Below are 22,914 nucleotides of genomic sequence, written 5' to 3' on the forward strand. Positions count from 1 at the left end.
TCGTGTTGTCCTGTCCTTTGTTCTGGATCTCGCCCGGTCGTGTAGATGAAAAAAATGTAAGCATTGTAGGCTGACACTTCCTTGCGAAAACGCAATGAAGGAGATCAGATGAAATTGAAAAACCACGCTATCACGATGATCGTCGCTCTGGGCCTGCCTCTTATCGGATGTCAGGGTGGATCGGAAGACTTCCAAAACTACTCCAGCACTTCTTCAGAACAAAACGATTCCCAGAATACCACGGACACTGCCGACACTACGGCCGAAGACAGTCACGATATCGCCGACCACATTCACAATGATATTAGCGAAGCCATCAGTGAAGACATTCAGGCTTTGGGGTGTGTGAAAGCCTCCACTTCACAGAAGAAACAAGTGAACCTGGGTCTTTCTAAAAAAGAAGAGTTCCTGGCGAAATGCTCGAAGGAAACCAATGGATCTTCCTGGTGTGATGAGCTGGTTCGTCCGAACCCGCGCAGTGTGAACACATTCCGTTGCACCTACGGTTCGTCTCAAGCGCACAATCTGATTCACCCGGATGAAGGCACGTGGAAGTACCCTATCGAAGGCGTTCGTATCCTTCAGGATCTTTCTGCGAAAGGCCTTAAAATCAGCCAGATCTACAACTGGTGGAGACCTGAGCCCTACAACAAAAACGTCGGCGGGGCCGCCGGTCGCCATCCGTACGGAACTTCCATCGACGTTCGCTTCTCCAGCAACAGCGAAGCGGACCGCGCTTTCCGTGAGCTTTGCAAAATGCGTAAAGCCAAACGCCTGCGTGCGATTGGTCACTATGGCAGCGCCTCTTTGCATATCGGTGTGGGTGACAAAACCGCCAACACTTGGGGTAAAAGCTGCAACTGATTTTAATCTAATATCCAAGATTGTCCGTCCAGATTCAGGGACGGACCGGACGCCGGGGCCTGTCTTCGGCGTGTTTATTTGATCTGACGGGTTTCTGCGCTTGGCGCGGCTCTTGATATCTCCTTCTTCCGAAAATAGGAGATACCATGAAAACACTTTTTATCGTCCTTCCCTTGGTCCTCACATTGGCCGCTTGTCAGCCCGGTTCTGACTCTGACAAACAAGCGGCCCCCAAGCAGGTTGTCCCAAACGAAAACCCCATTGATGATCAGGTCTCGGGTCCCAAGGCTTCTTCCGAGGCTTCGGTGACAGTGTCGGTGGACCGCGACTCAGAGCCATCTGCAATTACCGTTCGCATTACCAAAGACAACAGCTCTTTCGGTATCGAGTCTGTTGAAAGACTGGATGTGATCACCGGCTATTCTGTGAATGTTCCCGTCAGCGGTGTCGATGTCGTGGACCACGTGAACAGTCCTCGCAGCGACCTGCGCCCTTGGCACTATAAGTACATCATTCAAACTAACCGCGGCCAACTGGTTAAAGAGGTCCGTGTCTTAAAAGACTGGGTTCTTGCTGAGACAGCTCGCATCTCTGATTTCAAAATCGAATCAAATCGTATCGAAGTTCGCTTTCTGGTCCTTAAAGAAGGGGCTGTGCTTATCACTGAAGGCCGAGATCTGCAGATTGATGCCGCCGAACTTCGCAGTGGATCCATCGCGCACATCCAGACATTCAGTGACAAGGATTTGGAACTGTCCAATACAGTTAAAGTTCCAGGTCAGGGCGGTGGTCGTTTGATCCTGAATCTGAAATACGCCACGGGCGTCGTAAAAATTCAAATGCGCGGGCATCGTGGCTCTCGTGGTGAAAAAGGTGTTGATGCGACTCAAGAGCGCCCGGCACAAGCTGCCGCTGGCACGGCGGGCGAATATTTCGCGGGTTTTCCCCGTGGACCTGATTATGGCGGCGAACGCCCAAGTTGCAGCAAACATCCCACCGACGGTCAGCGCGGCACAAACGGTGTTGCCGGTGCCGACGGCTTCAATGGCTTCCAAGGAGGATCTTCCGGTTCACTTTATCTGACGCTGCAATCAGCAAGGTTCTTTGACTACGAAGTCGTCTTTGTTCCTGGTGAAGGAGGCGAGGGTGGTGAGGGCGGCAAAGGCCAGCCGGGAGGTTTGGGTGGTCAGGCAGGAGCCTCTGCGCCTCTTTGCAGAAAAGCGAAGGCTGGTGCAGATGGTGCGAACGGAGCCGTCGGCTCTAAAGGTCAACAAGGAGGTGTGGGTACCTTGGGTGAATTCTGTCTTACTATGGGCGATAAGGGGACATCCTGCATCACCCGCGATCAATTTTCTGGAGGTGTAAAGTGAAAAACAAATTCATTCCAATGACAATAAGTGCGGTGCTGGCCTTGTCGGCATGTGCTCCTCAGAAAGAAACGGTTCGGGAAATCGTCCGAACAGAAAAACCGCAGGGTGATGTTAGCGACGCTTCGTTCTTGCCATTCTGGGAACAGATCGCCGCAGGAAACAGTCCCAATCCTGCATTGGCGGGATTGCTGATTCCCTATCTGTCAGAGCAGGACCGCGCAGCTTACTTGAAGCGTGTTGCGGTAGACGACAGTGTCCTTTCGGCGCTTGAAAGCGACCGTCAGATGGCCAAGAACATTTACCTGTTGCAGACTTTGGGATTCCGAAATGATCCAGCAGTGCTGAATTTCACTTTGAATTACAGATACAACCAGATGTCTTTTAGTGCGAAGGGTATTCGTGATGACTTCAATCTGAATCTGCAAATACAAAAACAGAATCAGGCTATGGACAGTCTTTTGAAAACTTATTCTGAAAGAGCTCAGAAAGTGGCAATTGAACTGATGCCTGCCTACATTCAGCAGCTAAGTCCCGAAGATCAGAAAAAGCTTTCTGCTGCAGTTAAGGGCCCTCGTGCTGAAGCTATTGAAAACACAGTTGAGATCCTGAAGCGTTACGACAAAATTCTTGCCGCTTACAATTTCCATAATGATGACAATACCAAGCTGATCGTCATCGGACTGGTTGCCGGGGCCGTGGTGGATCATCTGGCAAAGCAACCCAGCATCCAAGAGCTGATCAAGAAAGCCCGTGAGGTTGGCGATGTGGTCGCGAAGGTGCGTGAAGCCGCGTCTCTGGTTCAGCTGATCCAGGACAGCCGTCAGAAGATGGGTGAAGACTGGCAGTCGGCCAAGGGCGCCATGGAAGCAATTCTTCAGGAAATCAAAAAAGGAAAATGGGAGCTTGAATTTCGCTATGAGACCCGTGTGGAGTCTTTGCGTTTGATGAGCGACGCTTTGACCGGGAATCTGCAGTCCGCAGAAGGCCAGGGTCCATTGAGTGAGCCACAGGCCATCAATAAGAATATTGAAACTTTTGTAAACAGCGCTGCTTCAGCGGCCGGTCGTCTGGACACGATATTGAATGCGACTGAAAAATTAGCGGTCACTCTGGGAATTAAAATTGATCCGGGCGTTCAGCAGGCTATCGATACAGCCCGCACTGTGGCGTCGGTGGTGAATCTGACTCAGTCGGTGATGAGCGCTTATGCCTCTGGCGGATTGATTGGTGCAATGGGTATGATGGCCGGTGGTCCGGGGCCGGCACTGATGGGGGCGGTTTCCGGTGCAGCGATGCAGGCGGAAATGGCGGCTGATCTAAAGGCTATCCGTCGTGAGCTTGCCGAAATCAAACAACTGCAAAAGCAGATGATCGAAATTCAGCTTGAAACCATGAAAATGATCCGGGAACTTGCAGTCGTTGTTGAATCTTATCACAAGATAGAGATGCGAAAGATTGAAGAGATCAAATCCGTCCTCGTTCAGAATATTGAGGCACAAAGACTGCTTACTCACGCGGAAATCAACTCTTGCGAAAAGATGATTCAATACGGAGTCAGCATGAACGCAGAACAGTCCCAGCTTTATCGCCTGGGCAGTGTTCGTACATTTGAAGCGACAAGGCAGCTTCTGAAAGCCTCTTTGCAGGAAAAGGGAGCACTGGTGCGATTTGCCCGTTCTTCTGGTGAATCCAACTATGAAACTTGCCAGCGAAGCATGACCAAAGCTTTTGGCAGTAAAAATGCCAATGAAAATCCGGTTCAGTTCGTGGCAAATTTCCGCAATGACGAGCTGGCGACTTTCCATAAAGATGTTTATCAGCCGTTGGTGGAGGCCCTTCAAAGTACCAAGATTATTCCATATTCTGTGATGCTCACGGGTTTGCATCTTCCGGCAGTCAATGCGGATTCATTAAGACGCAAAGTTGAATATGCAGTTCGCGGTGAGGGAGCCGTTCATGGTGTTGAACAGTATGACCTGATCAATCTGATTTCAACAGAGGGGCTTGAGCGCTATGTGGAAAATCTGCTGGTGCTTCATCCGATTCTTTCTTATGACAAAGCGGATTGGCTGGCGGCCGAAAAAGACGCCAACACTCTGAAAGAGCGCTATAACATCAGCTGGGCAAGGTCCCACTATTGGCTTGAAAATGCGCTGTCACTGGTTCAGTCCGCGATTGCTCAGGAAAGCCTGATGGTTGGAGAACCTTTGATGCTGGGCCTGGCGGATCAGTTTGGTGCCTTGAGCGAAGTGACTGAATGCGCGGAAGCCAATGTTCCCAATCAGAGCTTAGCATGCGCTGTTCGTCGTAATAAAATTTTAAACAAAAACCTTCTTACTTTCGTGATCAGACAGCGTATTCCGGTCGAGGGTTTAAGAACCCACTATCAGAAGGCACTTTCCGGTTTAAATGCCCAGGCGCTGGAGCTGACCTTGGGGTTGGACTTTGCTGGCAAAATCAAAGTGAAAGAACCTAAAACAAAGGAAGAGGGCAAAGAAAAGTATCTGGTGCTTTCGTGGCCGGACAAAGGCGGGATTTATGATACCCGATTGCCATCCCCTGATGAAGTCATACGTGGGGAGATCGTATATACCGATAACATGAAACGTCTGTTGGTGCTTCAGGACAAGTTGATCGAAGCTTATCTTGAAGTAACCCCGATGGCGGTGGACGAAAGCGTGCAAAGACAAGTGCGCCGAATGACGCTGCAGAAATAAAAAAAGAGGAGCCCTGTGGGGCTCCTCTTTCATTTTATCTTTAAGACAAATCAATTACATGGAAAGAGCTTTTTTCAAGTTCTCGTCCAACTTCGCCAGGAACGGCTCAGTGTTCATGTACTTGTCAGCTGGAACTTTGTCGCCATAGATGCAAACTGCAAGGTCTTTGGTCATGAAGCCAGCTTCAACAGTTTCTACGCAGACTTTTTCCAAAGTCTGGGCGAATTTCACCAACTCTGGATTGTTATCCAGGTTACCACGGTGCTCAAGACCGCGAGTCCATGCAAAGATGGAAGCGATCGGGTTCGTGGAAGTTGGCTTGCCTTGCTGGTGCTGACGGTAGTGACGAGTCACAGTACCGTGTGCCGCTTCTGATTCCATTGTCTTGCCGTCTGGAGTTACCAGTACGGAAGTCATCAGACCCAAAGAACCGAAACCTTGAGCTACTGTATCGGACTGAACGTCGCCGTCGTAGTTCTTACATGCCCATACGAAGTTACCATTCCATTTCAATGCGGAAGCAACCATGTCGTCGATCAGGCGGTGCTCGTAAGTGATGCCAGCAGCATCGAACTTCGCTTTGAATTCTTTTTGGTAGATCTCTTCGAAGATGTCTTTGAAGCGACCATCGTATTTTTTAAGGATGGTGTTTTTAGTGGAAAGGTACAACGGCCATTTCTTGGTCAACGCCTGGTTGAAGCAAGAACGTGCGAAACCAGTGATGGATTCGTCAGTGTTGTACATAGTCAAAGCAACGCCATCGCCTTTGAAGTTGTAAACTTCGTGAGTGATCGTTTCGCCACCGTTTTCAGGTTGGAAAGTCACAGTCAGCTTGCCTTTGCCTTTGGTTACGAAGTCAGTTGCACGGTATTGGTCACCGAAAGCGTGACGACCGATGCAGATAGGTGCTGTCCAGTTAGGAACCAGGCGAGGAACGTTTTTGCAGATGATGGGTTCACGGAATACAGTGCCATCCAAAATGTTACGGATAGTGCCGTTCGGGGACTTCCACATTTGTTTCAGGTTGAATTCAGTCACGCGAGCTTCGTCCGGAGTGATCGTCGCGCATTTGATACCCACGTTGTATTTTTTGATCGCTTCAGCAGCGTCAACAGTCACTTGGTCGTTGGTAGCATCACGATGCTCCATGCCCAAGTCGTAGTACTTAATGTCGATATCAAGGTAAGGAAGGATCAATTGTTGTTTGATGAATTTCCAGATGATTCTTGTCATTTCATCGCCGTCGAGCTCAACGACGGGATTGGCAACTTTGATTTTTTTCATAAGTCGGTGTCCTTTGTGATTGGATTATTGAAGCCCTGAAAATATAGAATGCCCCTGCCGCGATGACAAAGAAAAACAGGGCATCAAAACCTTGGGACAGCGTCTGAAAGTCTGTTTAAGCCAGAAAACTGAAGCGAAAGCGCTATTAACGCAAAGTATTGAAATCTCAAAAGAGTTCAAAAACTAAAACAAGGGATTAAAGCCTGACTGTGAGGCGCCTTTCTATTTCAAAAGAGCTCGCTCCAAAAAGGCCAGATGGCCGTCGATAGCTTCGTTTAAAGCGGTTTTGTTGGTCAGGCTTTGAAACTGTCCGTCGATCATCAATACCGAAAAACCATGAATGCCTGACCAAACCGACCGGCCGGCCTCTTCGGGATTGGATTTTTTAAATACTTGGCTCTTCATTCCGTCGTGCAGGCACTCTGCCAACATGGCAAAGGCTTTGTAGCCCGCGGACTCAAGTTCGGCCCGCTGGTCCTTGGCGCAACGAAGTTCCTGATGAAACATCGCCCGGTAGTGGCCGGAATGGCTTAAGGCAAATTCAATATAGGTTCTTCCTAAAGCCGTTAGACGTTGACGGGGGCTGCGAAGCCCCAGGGTGGACTTTTCAAAGGCGGTGATAAGGTTGTTGAAGCCCTCTTCGGCAATATGCGAAAGCAGATCCTGCTTGGATTTAAAATGGCGATAAACGGCGGTGTGGCTCACTTTGAGGCTTTCGGCAATTTCACGCAATGTAAAATCGGCTTCGCCCTTTTTTTGAATGATTTCAACCGTCTTTTTAATGGCGGCCGTTTTAAGGTCACCATGGTGATATGTCTTAGCCATGAAATAAAGACTAGCACTCCTTTTCTATGTTTACAATGGTCACATTAATGTTAACATTGTAAACATGAAAAAGCTCAATGCCTTTTACCGTATGTTGATCGTGTTTTCTTTGTTGGCGCTGACAGCCAGGGCTGTTGGATTGCTGGCCACCTGGAATGAGGTCGCGCTGTGGATCATGATTCAGGTCTTTTTCTTTGCCGGGGTCAGCCACTTTACGCCGCTTCGCCATGAATTTGTGAAAATGATCCCGCCGGTGTTCCCGGCCAAAATGCTATTGGTCTATGTGACCGGGGCGCTGGAAATTCTGGGCGCTGTGGATCTGGCAGATCCCGTCACGCGCCCGTTTGCCGCAAAAGCATTGATCGTGTTTTTGATTCTGGTCTTCCCGGCTAACTATTACGCCGCCAAACACGACATCCGCTTCAGGGGCGCCAAACAATTGTCCGTGCTGCAGCGGGGCCTGGTGCAAGTCGCATTCATTGCCGCTTTGTATGTGGGAGGTATTGCATGAAAAAGATTCTTATTCTGAATGGTCACCCGAACGAGACGGCCCTTTGCGGATCTTTGGCGCAGAAATACTTTGATGGAGCAAAAGAATCAGGCTTTGACGTGAAGCTTGTGCATCTGTCGCGTTTGCAGTTTGATCCGATCTTGCACAAAGGCTATTTGCAGATTCAGGAACTAGAACCAGATCTTGTGCAAATTCAAAAAGACATCCTGTGTTCTGAACACATCGTGATCGTTTACCCCATCTGGTGGGGAACGGTGCCAGCTTTATTAAAAGGCCTCCTGGATCGCGTGCTGCTTCCGGGTTTTGCATTTAAATATCATAAGAACGATCCGTTCTGGGATCGTTTGTTGAAAGGTCGCACGGGCAGATTGATCATTACGACGGATGCCCCGTGGTGGTGGAATAAATTTGTGAACCGCAATCCGGCGATTCATATGATGAAAACCACCGTGTTGGAATTTTGCGGTGTGAAACCGGTCAAGGTCACACAGTTTGATGAAGTGAAAAACAGAAAGGCCCCACAGATTGAGGCCTTCCTTAAAAAAGCTTACGAATTGGGCAAGAAGGGCGTTTAAGCCCTTCCCCCAATTACCTTTGCAGGCTGAATGGATTTTGTAAGCGGGTTTCCAGCAGCTTGATTTCTGTTTCCAAGGTCTCGAAAGACTTTTCTGGATTTGAATAGCGCACGAGTTTCGGTCCATTGATCGTCCAAGACGCCAATGCAAGCATCATCCTTGTGGATTTGTACGCGAGGTACAGAAGGAAGCTTGTTACTTGACCGGCCTTTTTCACGCTTTCAACAGAAACATCAGCTGAGGTTTCGACGAGACTCATAAAGTATCGTTCGTTTTGGAATTCCCATTCTTTCTTTTTACGCATTAGAGCGTTCATAGCTTCCTCCTCAGGATTAATGATGCTTGCAAAGCGCGGTGGCAAAAGGCCGTTTTGACCGTGCGAATGCAAGAGTTGAAATTTCAGACCGTCAGACGAAATCGCCCCATGCGAACGCGCCTGAGGGACTGAAAAAATAAAATTGTTTTGGGTTAAGAACCAAGAATCAGACGCAGCAAAGCGCTTTAATTCTTAGAATAGCAGTTCAATTGTCGTGGGATTGAATCTGAGTACCTATGATTGGATATCAGAGGCCATCCCGATGACTGCGGATCCTTGGTGATTGGATTTTTTAATGTTCATCAAATTCATTGATGGCCTCCTTTCAATAGAGTGAAGCCAATATCTCCAATGTTGCTTAAAAAGTAAACTGAAATTTATGAAATAATTCAGTTCGTCTACTTAGGCGCACCAGAAGTGCGCCTACCCAGTTCCAACTTGGAACTTAAGTCGCGAATGATTTTGTTTTTCTAAATTTTCTTTGTCAAAGATTCGACGAGTTGTTTGAAGTACGGTGGCATTTCGGTGCGCGGATACCATGCCAATGCAACGGAATAATCCAAATGCAAATCATTGGCCAAAAGACAAAGACTGCCATCTTTAATATAAGGCCGTGCGAATTCTTCTGTCAGGGTCGAATAACCCAGTCCCTGTTGCAGCATATACGTCAGCGCATCGATGTTGTTGGCATAGTTACGCAGTTTCTGCGCTTTGCCGGCAAGTTTGTATTTCTTTAAAAGATCCAAGGTCACAGTGTCCTGCGGATCAAAATCAATAATCGGCTCGTTGGCTAAAATATCATCGAGCTTTCTTTTCTTCCACGCGGAAGTCCCGACGAGAACATATCGTTCCGGCGCGAGCGTCTTGGAATCCAGTTCCAGCCCCACTTGACTGGCAGGCAAAGCCCCAATCTGCGCAAAACCGGTTTTTAGTTTTCCCAAAACACTGTCGGTGTCGGTGATATCAAAACGCACGCGCAGTTTCGGATTCTTTTTCATCACCAAGCTGGCTTTAGGAATAATCCGCGAACGCATCAGCGTGGAGGTGCCACTGATGCAGACCTCAAAGAAGCTGGATTCTTTTTTGCCGGAAATTTTAGACAGGGTGTCCCCTTCGAGATCGCGGGCCGCTTGGACATAGCGCAGAAGGGATTCCCCTTCCTGGGTCAGACGCATGCCTTTACGGGAGCGGGTGAACAGCGTCACGGCCAGTTGCTTTTCCAAGCTCCGGATTCGTTGGGTCACCCCTGTCTGGGTGAGATTTACCATTTTAGCAGCTTCCAGGACCGTGCCCTTTTGGACGACGGCCCAGAAAGCTTCAAGGGAAGGGCTCAGTAAACTCATTTAAAATCATAGTAAAATGAAATATATGAATTATACAAATACTTTGTTTGAAAATAATTTCGCCTCCAACAACGTAGGAGGTTGTAATGAAATTAAAGTCTTTGATGGTTCTTTCCGGTTTGATTCTTTCCACCACAGCGGCGCAGGCGGATTGCTTCCTTGATCGCGCCAGCAGCTATCAGTGTTCATTTCCGAAGCAGATCACCTGCACGAATGAAGCGGACTCTGCCACGGGCAGCAAAGCGCAGAAACTGTCTGTAACTTTCGATGATCAGGGAAAAGTGACTTACGATCTTTCAACCTGGATTGCCGGCAAATGCCCTAGCCGTAACTGCGGCAGCGAAGTCCAATACACGAACGAAGGGTCCAGCGACGAGCCAGGAAAAACCGGCAGCGTGAACAACTACAATGATCAACAGCTGGTTTTGAATGTTGCCAACAGCAACGGCCTTGAGTTCCTGATGATTTTGGAACAAAAGCCGCCACAGGCATTGCAATCCTTTGTAGCCATGACTTTGAAGACTTTGCAGGTTCAAGGCACAGAACTGACAGGAAAAGGCACAAAGTGGTTCTGCCACTAGTCTGCTGAAGGAAATATCCTACGACAAAGTGGTATTTCGGGGCTTCTGAGTCGCGGCTGAAAGGGTCTTTTTGACAAAAGACTTGGAAAACCGTCAACTGATTCAGGGGACAAACTAAGGCCGGTGCCTTTATAGTGGCCTCGGGTTTGAGTTTGGACAAAGGAGTCCCGGATGAAAAAACTTTTAGCAGGTGTCTTTGGTGCTGTGGCGATGAGTCTGTCGGCTCAAGCGGCAAAGAAGGTATCCAACTGTGAAGTCACGGGACTTGTGGATCGCCTGACGTGCCCTTATTTGGAAAAGCTTGTTTCCGGTCCTCATTTAACCCGTCACGTGAAGTACTCCCTGCCCAAAGGAAAGACACCGAAAGCGGGATGGCCAACGGTCATTTTGTATCAGGGCAGTCTTTTTCCGGTGGAGTTTTCCCGCAGCAGTCTGATGATTGCTGGCGGATATAACGAAATTCGTCTGATCCAGACGCTGCTTGATTCCGGCTTTGCGGTGATTGCTCCGCCGGCGATTGAAGGTGTGGCCTGGATGACGAATATCGTGGGAATTGATTATGACACTTCTGAAGATCGCTATTTCGTGGAAGAGCTTTTAGCAGCCATGGGGAATGGGGAATTCGGGAAGCTGAACATGGATCGTCTGTATGCCACAGGGATCTCCAGCGGTGGATATCATTCCAGCCGTATGGCGGTGGCCTTCCCAGGGGTGTTTAAAGCCCTTGCGGTTCACTCGGCGTCTTATGCTGATTGTGGAGGGCCGATGTGTTTTGTTCCGGCGCAGGTTCCGGAGAATCATCCGCCAACAATTTTCCTGCACGGCCGATTGGATCCGGTGGTTCCGGTGCGCACGATGTATCCGTATCACGAGGTTTTAAAGAGTCAGGGTGTGGAAACCGAGATGTTCGTCAGCCCTTGGGCCCGGCACGAGTGGCTGGAAGAAGCTCCCGAGCTGATCACCAACTGGTTCATCAACCATAAATAGTAGAAAACAGATATCGTTCAATTAACAAAAGCCAGGCGTCACGACCTGGCTTTTTTCATTTCTTAACTGATCAATCACATGCAGATTGCCTTCCTCTTGTGGGTTGCGGGTCTTGGTGGGTGTAAGGTTGCAGCTATCCCAGAAAAAAGACGACCGAACTTTTTCTTCAGTTCAACCTAGGCTTCCAAATTCAAACCAAACCAAGACGAGGAGGTCTTTATGAAAGCAAGAAACATTCTTGCCGGTATCGTGTTCCTGGCAGCAAACTATGCGATCGCTTACCCAATGGTCGGGGATAAGGTCGAATGGACGGGCACCGTGGTGGGCACAGACGGCACATCCACTGACGCCAAAGGATCCAAAGAGATTCTGGAACAGGATCCGACCACAATGAAGTGGCTGGTAAAATCGTGGTTTATGGTGGGCAAGTGGGAAAAGATGGAAACCAAGTACACCAAAAAAATGTACACTCCAGCCAAGTGGACTGAAATCAGCACCACGTGCGTGGCTCGTGGTGGGGTGATGGAGGATGTGACTGTACCAGCGGGCACATACAGCACTTGTAAGTTCACGAAAACACATGACGTTCTTGATAAAGATGATGACGACGGAACTACAACAATGTGGTGGGGGGATGTACCATTTGGCGTGGTGAAGGTCGTGCATACGGGTGAAAAGGGAACAAAAACTATCGAGCTGAGCACAGTTACTTTGGGCCAGTAAGACAGCCGAATCCCCGTTACAAGAGCCGCCTAGAGCGGCTCTTGTTTTATAACAGCACTGACCTGTTTTTTAAGGTCACTCGGAAAGAGTTCTCTAAACTAGAGTCAACAACATGAACCAACCGAGGAGCCAATCATGAGACACGAACAAGTAAGAGAAAGTTCACGTGGAAAAAAAGCCGTTCGCGCTAGTTCTGTCGGCAGCTCAAAAAAAACGCGCAGAAAGTCCGCCAGCGCAAAAAAAGCAGTGAGTGGAACTAAAGTTCGCAGTGTGCGCAAAAAAGCCGCCGCCAGCAAAACCGCCAAACCTAAATCCGCAGCAAAAACCCGCACGCTTAAAGCGAAAAGAACCGCCAGTGCGAAAATGAAAGCGGATAAGCCAAAACTTCGCACTCGTCGCGCCGGGGCGTCTAAAGCCATCGGTGGCACTGCCAAAAGAAAATCCGCCAGCAGCAAGGCCACTCCTCATGCACGCAATGAAGCCACTATTGATGAAATGAGCTTTGCCCGCGGCAGTGAGGAAAAATACTCCCGTGCGACGGCTCAGCCTAAAATGCGGTTGCCACGCAAGGGACTGCAAAAGGGAGTTACAAACTTGAGCGCGCGTCCTGAAAAAGACATTCTGCCGTCAAATTCCATCAACCCGGCACTTCGTCGTCGTTGATTCTTCCGCTATATGAATGGCTGAAATGAAAAGACCCGCTGTGACGCGGGTCTTTTTTTTATCCGATTTTCCAGGCGATTTTTTCCAGGGCTTCAACTTCTTCCGCCCAATAGGTGTATTTGTTAAATTCGGGGAACAGGCGCGGGAAGCTTGGATCCGTCCAGCGTTTTGCAATCCATCCGGCATAGGAAATAATCCGCAAACCTCGCAGCATCGGAATCCAGGACCACTGATGATCCGGGAATTCACGCAGTTCTTCATAGCCTTGAATGATCTGCGTGCGCTCGTCATCCAGACTGTCTTCGTCACCTGATAACAGCATCCAGAAATCCTGAATAACCGGGCCATTGACGAAATCGTCAAAGTCGACCAGGAAGAATTCTTTGCCGTTATTCAGTAAATTGCCTTTATGGCAGTCGCCGTGAATGCGGATAAATTCAGACGTATCAAAGCTATCATCAATCGCGTACAGAATATCTTCAGCCGCGATATTGTAGCGTTCCCGCAGTTCCGGGGTGATCCAGTCCTGCAAATGGTCCAACGTATCCCAGCCACCATAATAGCTGGTGTCCAATGTCGGGCGGTGGGGGGCGGGCTTTCTGGCGCCCACGTTGTGAACTTGTGCCATCAGGCGGCCGACTTTATGAAGTTCGCCGGATAAAAATTCCTGCGGCATACGGCCCAGAACCTTTGGGAAGAAAGCGACGTACATGCCGTCGACTTCCTGAATGGTCGAATCATGGCCCTGTAAAAGGGGTGCCACGGCCGGGATGCCTTCGGCTTTCAGGGACAGCAGAAATTCATGTTCTTCCAGGATGGCGTCTTTGCTCCAGCGCTGGGGGCGATAGAATTTGGCAATGACGTTGTTGCTTTGGGCCCCGGGAAAGCTTGGCTGTTCCAGCTTGATATCAAAAACGCGGTTTTCATAGGAATTCAGCTGTGTGAATTCGCCCGTAGGATAAAAGCCCGCGTGTTCTGCTGCCAGCAGCACTTTTTCGGGGTCCAGACTGTAAAAAGAAGAGCTTTTATCCATTATCAGATCTTGCCAGTTTTTAAGGCTTAAGTCATTCTCTGACTGATGAGCGGCAAAGAAACTTTTCTCTTCGCAAAATGGCCTGTAGAGGTGCATCGACGGAATTTTCGTCGCTCGGTTTCCATTTATCTTTATCCGAACAAGCCGATCAAAGTGGTTGCGGCGAAAAGCACAACTCAGAAGGTCATCGTTGATTTTCTGATGGCAAAAAAAGACTGGATTGAAAAGAACTTTGAAAAGTTCCAGGAAATCGCCGAAAAATTCCCCGATAAAAAGATCAAAGCCTATGAAAACTTCCCCTTCAAAGGCAAAGAACGAAAGCTAAAAGTGGTCATCACCCTTCACAAGAAGACTTTCGTGTCGATCACCGATGAACACCTGCTGCTTCACATTCCAAGAAATGACTGGAGTGCCAATTCGCTGATTGAAGAGCATCCGACAGCTTTGAAAGAAATCCGCCACTTCTATAAACGCGAAGCCGTGGAATTCCTCAGTGAACGTGTGAAGTTCTGGGCGGGTGAAATGAACCTGCACCCGTCACAGGTGAAGTTCCGCGAACAAAAGACCCGCTGGGGCAGTTGTTCTTCGCGCAAGGTGATTAACTTAAACTGGCGACTGATTGTGTTCACCCAGGAAATCATCGATTACGTGATTGTGCATGAGCTGGCACACTTGCAGCACATGAATCATTCCAGTCATTTCTGGGGCCTGGTCGAAAAGTACGTTGAAAATTATAAGGACATCGTCAAAACGATGAAGGAATCCCAGTATCTGGTGGAATTCCTTTCTGAAACTTAGCTAGTAAATGCCGTTGCTGGTTTTCTTGCGCATCAATTGCAGGGCCAGCAAAGTGCCGACATAACCCACACACGCGCCAAAGATAATATCGCTGACAAAGTGGTCATGCACCACCACGCGGGTCAGACAAATCAGCATCGCAAACGGAATCCAGAACCACTTAAAGCGCGGGAAGGCCACACTTAGCATGGTTGCTACAGTGAAGATCACCTGCGAATGGCCGGAAGAAAATGAATGCCAGTGCCAGTGAGTCGTGAAATGGTCAAACACGTAGGGATCGAAATCCGGTGTTTTATGCGGACGCTGACGGCCAACGTTGAATTTGATGATATGGGTGATAGCACCGGAAACCAGCAAGGCCACAAAGAAATTCAAAGCCCAGCGGCGATAGTAATCCACGCGGTCCAGATGTGTTTGCAGGAAGCTTAAACGGGGTCCAATCCATTTGCAGAAGATCCACACCAGCAACGAACCCACGAAATAGTACTCGGACAAAGCGATGTCCGTCAGAATGCGGGCCGGGGCGCGGATCAGGCCTTTGACTTCTTGTTCAGCAAAATACAAAGAAGCCTGTTGATCCACGAACACCAAGGCCAAACCAGCCAGGGCCAGGGCAATCAGGGTGACTTTAAGAATATGTCGAATCAGTTTTTTTGGGTCGCTCAGAAGCTCGCCGAATTGTTGTACAGGCATGTAATTCCTTCTCAAAGCCAGTCTAAAACCTATCTGTATTGAAATACAAGGCCTGATGAGGGGTGACGAAATCTGGCCCGAGCCTTGCTAAAGGTCCTTTCTGAATTGGTTTATTGATAGAATTCTTGGAGGTTTCTCATGTTACCAATGCTTCACAAGCATACAATCATCACGGCAGCGTTGCTGGCTTCTTTGTCTCTTACTGCGTGCGGTAAGAAAAAAGACGTATTCAGTGAGCCTAAAAAAGAGGCGACTCAAACTGACTCTAATAAGACAAGCGACACCAACGACAAATTAGGTGGCGGTCTTCCTGATCCTGCAGATCCTAATGCGGGCAGCAAGCCTCAACCGCTTCCGGGTAAACAGCCGTCGACTCCGACGCCTCCTCCTCCACCAAAAACTCCCGAGGCGCCGCAGACTTCCAATCCGACACCTCCACCGGCTCCGGTTCCAACAACTCCTCCGCCAGTGGTGGGGACTCGTCCAGCTCCGGCTCCGGGCACGAATGTGATTCCTGGTGATTATAACGAGAAAGATCCAAACAGTCTTAATCGTGACAACCTGACAAAACGTATGACCGGTGGCGTGACTGAAGACGGTCTGGTTTATACTTCTTCTTCCACTGATGAGCTTTTGAACTATCTAAGAGCTCGTAACGAAAAAGTAAGTTATGAGACTCGTCGTTTGAACAATGAAGCAGCAGCTTCTGTTCAGTCTGCGAAAATGTCTGTTGATGGCATGTCTGGCGATGTGATCATCACTTTGAAAATCAAAGAAGGTAATGACGTTAAGGTTTACAACGTGGCGGGTTCTTCCGGCGAAGGTTCTGCTGCTCCGGTCAGATCGGTGCGCGCTGGTAACGGCGAACGTTCCACAGGCGCTCGCGCTTTGGAAGGCACTGTGAAATGTTTGGATCTGGATGGTGCTTGTGAAACGACTTTCGCGCGCTTGAAAATCGGTACAAGCCCTTCTTCTGCGATCATCAATATCGTGTTCAGAAATTCTTCTGCTGACTTGTTCTTTAAACTTCCAGGAAACTATTCTGACAACCCGGAATATCTGGTTCTGCGCGAGTACATGAGAAATACTTATCTGGGTGAAAACACTCAAGACAAAGTGAAGTCCGTGAAAATGTCCTCTTTCGAAGTTGTGAACGGTCGTTCCGGATTCACAGTTTTGATGAAAGGTGGCAACAGCGAATTGCTGGCTTTCGCAGGTCCATTGCTGGCTCCAGAAGCGGGGACAGGTGTGAATATTCCTCTTTCCCGTATCGCGAAAGATCAGGAAGACACTTTGGATTTGATCTCTTTGAACAACACCAAACTGACTTATGCAAACTGGATTGGCGAAGCACGCTTGGTTGCTAACAACGGTTTGGGTCAGATTCGTCTGGCTTTGAAAATGAGAAAACGCGCAACTTATGCTCAAGATCAGTTCGCGATTACGTTCATGCGTAAGATCAAACCTATCGTTGATCTTACTGATGACAACTTGAAATAGTCCCTAAAAGAACCCTTCGGGGTGGTTAATGTGTTGAGGGTCACTGATACTCCAAGGTCAGTGGCCCTTTTTTCGTTTTTCAGGGTCATTTTGGCCCGCGAAGCGTTGGTACGCTGGTTGCTTTAAGGGTCGGTGGGGGAACTTTCTAACCACTTGGGGGACATAATGACTCTAAAAAACAGCCTTTTATTCTCTTTTGCCGCGATCACTCTTTTCACAGCTGCTGCTGAAGCCTATATCGTGCCGGGTGGTTCTCGTCCGGGCCCAGCGCCAATCCCAGATGTCGGCCCTGGCTTTCCAGGTGACTTCGGACCGGCTCCGATTCCAGCTCCGGGTTATCCAGGGGATGATTTTGGCAATGGTGGCGGTCAAGGTCGTCAGGAACGTAAAGTCATCTATTTGAACCGTCGTGTGAACAACGAAACTTTGCAGCTTCGCCAGTTGGCGGGCATCGGTGAAAACTATCGTGGTTATGTTGTTGAATCTGTTGAAGCAGAATTCCGCAGCAGCGGTTACAACACCGAAGTTTCTTTGCTGACCGATGGCCGTCGCGAGGAAAGTGTTTATTCTCCGCAAGGGTCTGTTCTGCTTCGCCCGCAGTATCGCGCAGTTTTGGGTGAAGACATCCGCACTTTGCAACTTGAAATCCGTGGCAATGCCCAGCTTGAATCCGTCACCGTAAACTTGCGTGATCAGGATTCATACAATCCTCCAGGTCGTCCTGAGCGCACCATCGACGTGCCGTTGTATGTGAACCGTCGCCTGTACGGGAATGACCGTTTGGATCTGGGCATGTACCTGGATATGAACCGCTACCGTGGTTACAGAATCCAGGCGATCGAGCTTGATGCTTCTGCGGTTTACAATGTGGCGTTGCTTGATCTTCTGATCAACGGCTTCAACCAGGGTCAAACAATCCAGGTGGATCGTTATGGTCGCCGCCAAACTGTGTACCCGCAAAATGCTGTGATCGGTCAGACGGCTTCCAGCATCGTGCTTTACACTCGTGGGGACTTGGATGTTCGCGGGGTGACTTTGAAGTTGTCCCGTCGCTAGTTATTTCAGCGTTTTAAAACTTAGACTAAAAAAAGGGGCTCCAATAGGGGTCCCTTTTTTTATGCCTTGCAATAAGTTAAGGATCTTTGCGCCAAATCCGCTTGTTTTGAGGATTCAAATCAGGTGAACTAGTTGAGTGCAAAGGAGAACCATTTCTATGCAAAACCGCCAGCCAGAGTTTAGCAAAGGCAAAGAAATTTCAATGGGTTCGCTCGTTCCGCCCGTATTATCTGATTACATGAACTATCGCCAGTTCTTGGCGGACTTCTATCTTTATAAACGTAAGGCTTCCAAAGGCTCTTTGCGTGCATACACGTATGCTGTGTTCTCTGCCGCTGCGAATATCAAATCCCCGAATTACCTGAAAATGATCATCGAAGGAAAAAGAAATCTTTCCGACGACATGATCGGTAAATTCGGTAAAGCCCTGGGCTTTATGAAAGATCAGACCGAAGAATTCCGCCTGTTGGTTCAATTCACGCAAGCGATGGATCCGGCTGAACGCAACATGTACCTCAAGAAATTGAGCGAACACCGTGTGGCGGGGAAGCTGAAATCCGGCGAAATCGATCGCAAGACCTGGGAAAAAGTTCCGAACTGGGTGGCGTGGATCATTTACGCCATGATCGATCAGGACGGTGTGTCCTTCGATACCGCGACGCTGAAAAACCTTCTGCGTGGCAAAGCTTCTGAAGATGAAATCGACAATGCTCTTTCCACTCTGATTTCTTCCGGCGATCTTCGCCGTGACGAAGTGACGGGTGAACTGAAAAAAGCCCGCAGTCTGACGGATTCCCCGGAAGAAATCCCGGTGGCGTTGGTTCGTAAGCTGCAATCCCAATTGATGTACCTGGGTCTTGAATCCCTGTACCAGGATCAGCCGACCGAGCGTGAATTCGGCACACTGACCCTTTCTTTGACCAAGTCTGAGTTTGAAGAGATCAAATTCAAACTGCGCCAGATGAGAAAAGCCCTGCACAAGGACAACTCGATCGCGCGCATGAAGGACAAGGGCGAAAGAGTTTACCAGTTGAACATCCAATTGTTCCCGGTGACCAACGCGGTTGAATCTGCGGTGAAAGCACCAGCGATGAAGTCCGCTTTGGACATCCAGGTGGAAACTCCGATCGTTGAGACGACCCCGGTGGAAGCTCCTGTGATGATGGCTGAGGTTCCAGCAGTTCCTCAAGCAGCCGCTCCGGCTGCCCCTGTCAGCGCTAAAGAACAGAAGAATGAACGCTCCAATGTGAGCTCTCTAGCCGCAACTGCAGCGTCCGCTGCCGACCTTTTCCGTTAATTCTGAACAATCTAAGGGCTGTCATTGAACGTGACAGCCCCTCGGATAAATTTAAGATTCTTAAATTTTGGTGTCAGTTTTGCCCCATTTTTCAGCCAACAATGTGGATAACTCTGTGGAATAGCCCCATAAATGGTGGATATCTCAATCATTTGGCGTAAATTGTCCCTTGCTAACGTTAGGATCTGGTTAGGATGACACCACCTAAGCAAGACAAAAGTCCTGCGTCACGAAAAATTTAATCGTTGAAAACAGGGGTGCAAATGGGAAGGATAACCGGTTTTCATTTGCCCGAAACTAAGGGACAATGAAGACGATGTGTTCACACACTATGGGGGCGTACTGGCTTCGACGTGGGTGCTGAAGCATAAGGAGCATACCGGGGCGGATGAGGACCTCGTTAAAAACGTCCACTTTGTAATTGGCAACGATTACGCACTTGCAGCTTAATTAAGCAGCACGATCAACCTTGTGGTGGTTCCGCACTTGGATTGATCGTCATTTAGGGACCTCGGCGTGTTGGGTTTTCTCCAGCAGACATGCTTAAATTTACTGGGGGAGAGGTCTTAGGGATTTTGTCTGTGGAAGCCCGAGGACCAATCTAAAACACTGACTAAGTATGTAGCGCCTTATCGTGGATCATTTGCGGACGGGGGTTCAATTCCCCCCGCCTCCACCATCCTTCGCCCTCCGGGCTACGGCTTGGCGGGCCTATGGCTTTTAAGTTAGCAGTGTAGAATCGTGGAACGCACGCGAAGGATGTCACGCCGAAGCTTTAGCGTAGGCGGGCCGTCTCTCCAAATTTTAATGGACCTGACGTAAGCACAAAACATGCAAGCGACAGCGAGCATGTACGTCTATTCAATTAAAAGCATAAATCATCCAAAGTTCTATATCGGCATCACCGCAGATCCAAAACAACGCCTCGCCGACCACAATAACGGGAAATCCCCGCATACCAGCAAATACAAACCCTGGAAGATGGCAGTCTGCGTCTGGTTCGCTGATGAGCAAAAAGCAAAGGACTTCGAGAAGTATCTTAAATCTGGCTCCGGTCGCGCATTCAGCGCAAGACACTTCTAACTATACCTTGGAAGCAACATTGTGGGTTTTGGAAATCTCTTATTCTAAAGCCTCTATCTTCACTTCAAAAGATCCACCCACATGGAAGAACTCTTTTCCGGATTCAAACTGTCCTAGAATAAGCAAGTCGGCAGTTGCGGAAGCTTCTTCTTTATAGAAAACGGCAATATTTCCCCAAGGGGCGTAGTAGGCAAAGTCACCTTCCGAGTTCTGCTTGCTCTTGCCGGATAGCTTTCGCGGCGGATATGCGATCTTTTCTTTTGATGCGAAATCCTTAAATGTCAAAGTCAGTGGTAACTGCGCTGCGAATTCCCTCGCAGCCTGAGTGTTATAAAGAACTGCGATGGCACTGTTCTTTCCAATAGTGAATCGGATTCTTTTCATACTTTCTGCCTTTGCTATGCTTCCGGTAAGAATAACGACGATAACGAAAATCAATGACCTTGCCATTGCTCCCCCTTTGCGCCTCTTATTTGCTCCAGGGCGCTACCAATAAAAAGAAAAACCACCAAGGCAGATAGCCCCCAAGAAAGACCGCTCATCCAAAAAACTCCTTTGGATCCGATACTGTCAAATGCGACACCGCCAAGCATGGCGCCAACCGCGGCTGACAGCTGAACAGATGCGACATAAAGACCACCGGCAGTTTCAGTGCTTTCTGGTGCGGTGTTAGCAGTCCATGTGGACCATGCTACAGGAATGGGTGCGAAGGCGGCACCGAAAATGATAAGAAGCAGAACGGTCGGTACGACTTGGGACCCGAATGCAATAAGTCCCAACGATGAAGCCGCAAGAACGAGTGGCGCGAAAGTCAGACCATAGCGAAGGCTTCTTGTAATAAGCCGACCGGCGATAAGGGTTCCTAAAAAGAAAGCCAAATCAAAGATCAGAAACGACAAAGAAACCCCTGATGACTTTAGCATGGTGATTTGTTCCAGGAAGGGTTTCATGTAAGTCAGTGAAGCAAAGCGGCCACCGAAGGCAAGATTGATAGCAACTAGACCCACAAGCATATTGGGGATTTTTAAAACATCCCAAGTGGTGCGCAGTTTGACTTCGCCTGTCGGTGATAGGGATGGCAAAGCCACGTATTGCCAAATAAATGCGACAGCCCCCATAAGGGCGGCCAAAGTAAAAACGTTCCTCCAGCCGATGAAATCTCCAAGAAAGCTTCCTAGGGGCGCGGCAAGCAGGGCGGCAAAAGAGGCTCCGCCAAATATAATGGAAAGGGCTTTGGGAACGGACTCAGCAGGGACCAGTCGAATAGCGATGGCGGTGGACATAGACCAGAATCCTCCTAGAGCGATTCCCAAAAGGGCTCTCCCGGCAAGAAGTACCGGCAGATTTGGTGCGGCGGCCACGACCAGACTGGAAATAGCCATGCAGCTCGATAGCCATAGCAGAACGGTTCGGCGATTGTATTTGCGGGTCAAGTAGGCAACCAATAAACTTGCGATTACGGCAAAGATCGACGTTGCGGTGACAGCTTGTCCGGCGGCCCCTTCAGAAATTTTTAAGTCGCTTGCCAAAGATGTCAAAAGACCTGCTGGAAGGAATTCGGCGATCATAAGCCCTGACACTCCAAGCGTCAGGGCCCAGATGCCGCTCCATGAAGAAGCGGCTTTCATTTTTACCTCTTACTTTAGATTCGTTTTGAAAAACAGTGCGATTTTTTCAAACGGAATCAATCCGACTCTGTCGTATAGATCCACGTGTCCGGCCCCAGGGATAATCACCAGTTCCTTTGGTTCTGCGGCACGCTTGTAAGCATCCTCGCTAAACTCTCTGGAGTGGGCGTTTTCGCCAGTGACGAACATCATGGGACGAGGAGAAATGGTTTCGATGTCATTGAAAGGATAGAGGTTCATGAACTTCGTGTTGCTGGAGAGTGTTGGATGGGTCGTCAGATCTCGAGAGGAATTTTTCGGTGTAAACTCGCCACGAGGAGTGCGATAGAAGTCGTAGAATTCACGCTCAATGGCGGTGGAGCTTTCTGAGACTTTATGAACAGTTCCACCGGTGTATTTTGTTTTTCCGCCAGCAAATTCGATTTCCCGTTGTTCGACAGCTGCTTTGATGAGTTCCTTTCGTTGTTCCAAGGACAAGCCTTTCTTCAGACCGTTTCGGCTTGCGGCGCCCATGTCATACATGCTCACTGTGGCAATTGCCTTCATTCGTGGATCGATCTTTGCTGCACTGATGGCAAAACTGCCACTACCACAAATGCCGAGGACGCCGATTCGATTTTTATCTACGAAGTTTTGGCTTCCAAGATAATCCACGGCGGCACTGAAAGCTTCGGCATAAATGTCCGGTCCGACCGTGTTGCGAGGCTTACCTTCACTTTCTCCCCAAAATGGCAAATCAATAGCAAGAGTTACAAAACCTTGTTCGGCCAGCTTTGTCGCGTACAGGTTTGAACTTTGTTCTTTAACAGCTCCCATCGGGTGCCCGACGATGATTGCTGGGATCTTGCTGTCTTTGCTGACTTCCTTAGGGATAAAGAGGTTTCCTGCAACTTTGATGTTGTACTGACTGTTAAAAGTTACTTTTTTAACAGTCACTTTATCGCTCTTATAGAAATTGGCAGCACCATTAGACATGTCCTGCGCATGGGAAAGATTGGTATGCACAGTTAATGCCCCTGCAATGGCTGTTACCAAGCTGATCATTTTTAGATTTTTCATAAGTGACT

General features: G+C 48.9%; 23 protein-coding genes and 1 other RNA gene. 15 read left to right on the top strand and 9 right to left on the bottom strand.

Going from position 1 to position 22,914, the window contains the following annotated elements; translation table 11 throughout:
• Positions 1-108 precede the first annotated feature (108 nt).
• From AC04MQ_RS04090 to AC04MQ_RS04100, 3 genes are all read left to right on the top strand, one after another.
• A complete protein-coding gene (locus AC04MQ_RS04090; RefSeq protein ID WP_475391166.1) occupies positions 109-864 on the top strand; it encodes a hypothetical protein in 756 nt (251 codons plus the stop codon).
• A 146-nt stretch (positions 865-1,010) separates the two neighbouring features.
• Entirely contained in the window at positions 1,011-2,234 is a 1,224-nt protein-coding gene (locus AC04MQ_RS04095; protein WP_475391168.1) for a hypothetical protein, read from the top strand.
• Positions 2,231-4,951, top strand: a complete 2,721-nt coding sequence (locus tag AC04MQ_RS04100; protein WP_475391170.1) for a hypothetical protein — start codon at positions 2,231-2,233, stop codon at positions 4,949-4,951. Before AC04MQ_RS04095 ends, AC04MQ_RS04100 begins: the two co-directional genes overlap by 4 nt.
• Positions 4,952-5,005: 54 nt before the next feature.
• On the opposite strand, the gene AC04MQ_RS04105 is transcribed toward AC04MQ_RS04100, so the two are convergent.
• Both AC04MQ_RS04105 and AC04MQ_RS04110 read right to left on the bottom strand, forming a co-directional pair.
• On the bottom strand, positions 5,006-6,235 hold the full coding sequence (locus AC04MQ_RS04105) for an NADP-dependent isocitrate dehydrogenase (protein WP_015092690.1): 1,230 nt from the start codon (positions 6,233-6,235) through the stop codon (positions 5,006-5,008).
• Between the two features lie 222 nt (positions 6,236-6,457).
• Complete coding sequence (locus tag AC04MQ_RS04110) at positions 6,458-7,060, bottom strand: TetR/AcrR family transcriptional regulator (RefSeq protein ID WP_015092688.1); 603 nt, start codon at positions 7,058-7,060, stop codon at positions 6,458-6,460.
• Positions 7,061-7,124: 64 nt separating this feature from the next.
• Here AC04MQ_RS04110 and AC04MQ_RS04115 point away from each other — a divergent pair, with 64 nt between their 5' ends.
• Together AC04MQ_RS04115 and AC04MQ_RS04120 are read left to right on the top strand one after the other, a co-directional pair.
• Positions 7,125-7,571 (top strand): DoxX family protein, encoded by a 447-nt coding sequence (locus tag AC04MQ_RS04115; protein ID WP_015092687.1) that lies wholly within the window; start codon positions 7,125-7,127, stop codon positions 7,569-7,571.
• Positions 7,568-8,146, top strand: a complete 579-nt coding sequence (locus AC04MQ_RS04120; protein WP_015092686.1) for an NAD(P)H-dependent oxidoreductase — start codon at positions 7,568-7,570, stop codon at positions 8,144-8,146. The genes AC04MQ_RS04115 and AC04MQ_RS04120 overlap by 4 nt, the downstream gene beginning before the upstream one ends.
• Before the next feature lie 13 nt (positions 8,147-8,159).
• Here the strand turns inward: AC04MQ_RS04120 and AC04MQ_RS04125 are convergent, their stop codons facing one another.
• Together AC04MQ_RS04125 and AC04MQ_RS04130 are read right to left on the bottom strand one after the other, a co-directional pair.
• Positions 8,160-8,462 carry a hypothetical protein gene (locus AC04MQ_RS04125; RefSeq protein ID WP_038450245.1) on the bottom strand — a complete coding sequence of 101 codons (303 nt, stop codon included), beginning with the start codon at positions 8,460-8,462 and terminating at the stop codon, positions 8,160-8,162.
• 470 nt (positions 8,463-8,932) lie between these two features.
• Positions 8,933-9,805: a LysR family transcriptional regulator gene (locus AC04MQ_RS04130; RefSeq protein ID WP_041578093.1), complete on the bottom strand. Its 873-nt coding sequence runs from the start codon at positions 9,803-9,805 to the stop codon at positions 8,933-8,935.
• A gap of 86 nt (positions 9,806-9,891) precedes the next feature.
• Between AC04MQ_RS04130 and AC04MQ_RS04135 the strand changes: the two genes are divergently transcribed.
• The 4 genes from AC04MQ_RS04135 to AC04MQ_RS04150 all read left to right on the top strand — a co-directional run bounded on the left by AC04MQ_RS04135 (position 9,892) and on the right by AC04MQ_RS04150 (position 12,759).
• Entirely contained in the window at positions 9,892-10,386 is a 495-nt protein-coding gene (locus AC04MQ_RS04135; RefSeq protein ID WP_015092682.1) for a hypothetical protein, read from the top strand.
• 171 nt (positions 10,387-10,557) lie between these two features.
• Positions 10,558-11,373 carry an extracellular medium-chain-length polyhydroxyalkanoate depolymerase gene (locus AC04MQ_RS04140; protein WP_015092681.1) on the top strand — a complete coding sequence of 272 codons (816 nt, stop codon included), beginning with the start codon at positions 10,558-10,560 and terminating at the stop codon, positions 11,371-11,373.
• Positions 11,374-11,592: 219 nt separating this feature from the next.
• The gene (locus AC04MQ_RS04145) at positions 11,593-12,096 is read left to right on the top strand and encodes a hypothetical protein (protein WP_015092680.1); all 504 of its coding nucleotides are present in this window, start codon (positions 11,593-11,595) and stop codon (positions 12,094-12,096) included.
• 135 nt (positions 12,097-12,231) lie between these two features.
• Positions 12,232-12,759: a hypothetical protein gene (locus AC04MQ_RS04150; protein WP_051026338.1), complete on the top strand. Its 528-nt coding sequence runs from the start codon at positions 12,232-12,234 to the stop codon at positions 12,757-12,759.
• A gap of 58 nt (positions 12,760-12,817) precedes the next feature.
• Here AC04MQ_RS04150 and AC04MQ_RS04155 read toward each other — a convergent pair whose 3' ends face one another.
• Positions 12,818-13,792, bottom strand: a complete 975-nt coding sequence (locus AC04MQ_RS04155) for a serine/threonine protein kinase (protein WP_015092678.1) — start codon at positions 13,790-13,792, stop codon at positions 12,818-12,820.
• Positions 13,793-13,882: 90 nt separating this feature from the next.
• Between AC04MQ_RS04155 and AC04MQ_RS04160 the strand changes: the two genes are divergently transcribed.
• Positions 13,883-14,590, top strand: a complete 708-nt coding sequence (locus AC04MQ_RS04160) for a M48 family metallopeptidase (protein ID WP_475391175.1) — start codon at positions 13,883-13,885, stop codon at positions 14,588-14,590.
• Here AC04MQ_RS04160 and AC04MQ_RS04165 read toward each other — a convergent pair whose 3' ends face one another.
• Positions 14,591-15,283 (bottom strand): phosphatase PAP2 family protein, encoded by a 693-nt coding sequence (locus tag AC04MQ_RS04165; protein ID WP_416479799.1) that lies wholly within the window; start codon positions 15,281-15,283, stop codon positions 14,591-14,593. It abuts the gene before it with no gap.
• A gap of 138 nt (positions 15,284-15,421) precedes the next feature.
• Between AC04MQ_RS04165 and AC04MQ_RS04170 the strand changes: the two genes are divergently transcribed.
• From AC04MQ_RS04170 to AC04MQ_RS04190, 5 genes are all read left to right on the top strand, one after another.
• A complete protein-coding gene (locus AC04MQ_RS04170; protein WP_475391177.1) occupies positions 15,422-16,783 on the top strand; it encodes a hypothetical protein in 1,362 nt (453 codons plus the stop codon).
• A 165-nt stretch (positions 16,784-16,948) separates the two neighbouring features.
• Positions 16,949-17,839, top strand: a complete 891-nt coding sequence (locus AC04MQ_RS04175) for a hypothetical protein (protein WP_475391179.1) — start codon at positions 16,949-16,951, stop codon at positions 17,837-17,839.
• A gap of 157 nt (positions 17,840-17,996) precedes the next feature.
• Positions 17,997-19,136: a DUF4423 domain-containing protein gene (locus tag AC04MQ_RS04180; RefSeq protein WP_475391181.1), complete on the top strand. Its 1,140-nt coding sequence runs from the start codon at positions 17,997-17,999 to the stop codon at positions 19,134-19,136.
• 333 nt (positions 19,137-19,469) lie between these two features.
• Positions 19,470-19,815, top strand: a transfer-messenger RNA (tmRNA) gene (gene ssrA, locus AC04MQ_RS04185).
• 152 nt (positions 19,816-19,967) lie between these two features.
• A complete protein-coding gene (locus AC04MQ_RS04190) occupies positions 19,968-20,219 on the top strand; it encodes a GIY-YIG nuclease family protein (protein ID WP_427722059.1) in 252 nt (83 codons plus the stop codon).
• A 39-nt stretch (positions 20,220-20,258) separates the two neighbouring features.
• Here AC04MQ_RS04190 and AC04MQ_RS04195 read toward each other — a convergent pair whose 3' ends face one another.
• Genes AC04MQ_RS04195 through AC04MQ_RS04205 form a run of 3 tightly spaced genes read right to left on the bottom strand, consistent with a single transcriptional unit; the run spans position 20,259 to position 22,906 of the window.
• Positions 20,259-20,603, bottom strand: a complete 345-nt coding sequence (locus tag AC04MQ_RS04195; protein WP_475391183.1) for a cyclophilin-like fold protein — start codon at positions 20,601-20,603, stop codon at positions 20,259-20,261.
• A gap of 50 nt (positions 20,604-20,653) precedes the next feature.
• Positions 20,654-21,847, bottom strand: a complete 1,194-nt coding sequence (locus AC04MQ_RS04200) for an MFS transporter (protein WP_427722063.1) — start codon at positions 21,845-21,847, stop codon at positions 20,654-20,656.
• 9 nt (positions 21,848-21,856) lie between these two features.
• Positions 21,857-22,906, bottom strand: coding sequence for an alpha/beta hydrolase (locus tag AC04MQ_RS04205; RefSeq protein ID WP_475391185.1), 1,050 nt, complete (start codon positions 22,904-22,906; stop codon positions 21,857-21,859).
• Positions 22,907-22,914 lie beyond the last annotated feature (8 nt).

This window comes from Bdellovibrio sp. MYbb2 (assembly GCF_056175685.1).

Excerpts from the sequence above, each read along its gene's own strand:
- AC04MQ_RS04090 (WP_475391166.1), top strand. The coding sequence starts at position 109 with ATGAAATTGAAAAACCACGCTATCACGATGATCGTCGCTCTGGGCCTG.
- AC04MQ_RS04095 (WP_475391168.1), top strand. The coding sequence starts at position 1,011 with ATGAAAACACTTTTTATCGTCCTTCCCTTGGTCCTCACATTGGCCGCT.
- AC04MQ_RS04105 (WP_015092690.1), bottom strand. The coding sequence starts at position 6,235 with ATGAAAAAAATCAAAGTTGCCAATCCCGTCGTTGAGCTCGACGGCGAT.
- AC04MQ_RS04110 (WP_015092688.1), bottom strand. The coding sequence starts at position 7,060 with ATGGCTAAGACATATCACCATGGTGACCTTAAAACGGCCGCCATTAAA.
- AC04MQ_RS04115 (WP_015092687.1), top strand. The coding sequence starts at position 7,125 with ATGAAAAAGCTCAATGCCTTTTACCGTATGTTGATCGTGTTTTCTTTG.
- AC04MQ_RS04120 (WP_015092686.1), top strand. The coding sequence starts at position 7,568 with ATGAAAAAGATTCTTATTCTGAATGGTCACCCGAACGAGACGGCCCTT.
- AC04MQ_RS04125 (WP_038450245.1), bottom strand. The coding sequence starts at position 8,462 with ATGAACGCTCTAATGCGTAAAAAGAAAGAATGGGAATTCCAAAACGAA.
- AC04MQ_RS04130 (WP_041578093.1), bottom strand. The coding sequence starts at position 9,805 with ATGAGTTTACTGAGCCCTTCCCTTGAAGCTTTCTGGGCCGTCGTCCAA.
- AC04MQ_RS04135 (WP_015092682.1), top strand. The coding sequence starts at position 9,892 with ATGAAATTAAAGTCTTTGATGGTTCTTTCCGGTTTGATTCTTTCCACC.
- AC04MQ_RS04140 (WP_015092681.1), top strand. The coding sequence starts at position 10,558 with ATGAAAAAACTTTTAGCAGGTGTCTTTGGTGCTGTGGCGATGAGTCTG.
- AC04MQ_RS04145 (WP_015092680.1), top strand. The coding sequence starts at position 11,593 with ATGAAAGCAAGAAACATTCTTGCCGGTATCGTGTTCCTGGCAGCAAAC.
- AC04MQ_RS04150 (WP_051026338.1), top strand. The coding sequence starts at position 12,232 with ATGAGACACGAACAAGTAAGAGAAAGTTCACGTGGAAAAAAAGCCGTT.
- AC04MQ_RS04155 (WP_015092678.1), bottom strand. The coding sequence starts at position 13,792 with ATGGATAAAAGCTCTTCTTTTTACAGTCTGGACCCCGAAAAAGTGCTG.
- AC04MQ_RS04165 (WP_416479799.1), bottom strand. The coding sequence starts at position 15,283 with ATGCCTGTACAACAATTCGGCGAGCTTCTGAGCGACCCAAAAAAACTG.
- AC04MQ_RS04170 (WP_475391177.1), top strand. The coding sequence starts at position 15,422 with ATGTTACCAATGCTTCACAAGCATACAATCATCACGGCAGCGTTGCTG.
- AC04MQ_RS04175 (WP_475391179.1), top strand. The coding sequence starts at position 16,949 with ATGACTCTAAAAAACAGCCTTTTATTCTCTTTTGCCGCGATCACTCTT.
- AC04MQ_RS04180 (WP_475391181.1), top strand. The coding sequence starts at position 17,997 with ATGCAAAACCGCCAGCCAGAGTTTAGCAAAGGCAAAGAAATTTCAATG.
- AC04MQ_RS04190 (WP_427722059.1), top strand. The coding sequence starts at position 19,968 with ATGCAAGCGACAGCGAGCATGTACGTCTATTCAATTAAAAGCATAAAT.
- AC04MQ_RS04195 (WP_475391183.1), bottom strand. The coding sequence starts at position 20,603 with ATGAAAAGAATCCGATTCACTATTGGAAAGAACAGTGCCATCGCAGTT.
- AC04MQ_RS04200 (WP_427722063.1), bottom strand. The coding sequence starts at position 21,847 with ATGAAAGCCGCTTCTTCATGGAGCGGCATCTGGGCCCTGACGCTTGGA.
- AC04MQ_RS04205 (WP_475391185.1), bottom strand. The coding sequence starts at position 22,906 with ATGAAAAATCTAAAAATGATCAGCTTGGTAACAGCCATTGCAGGGGCA.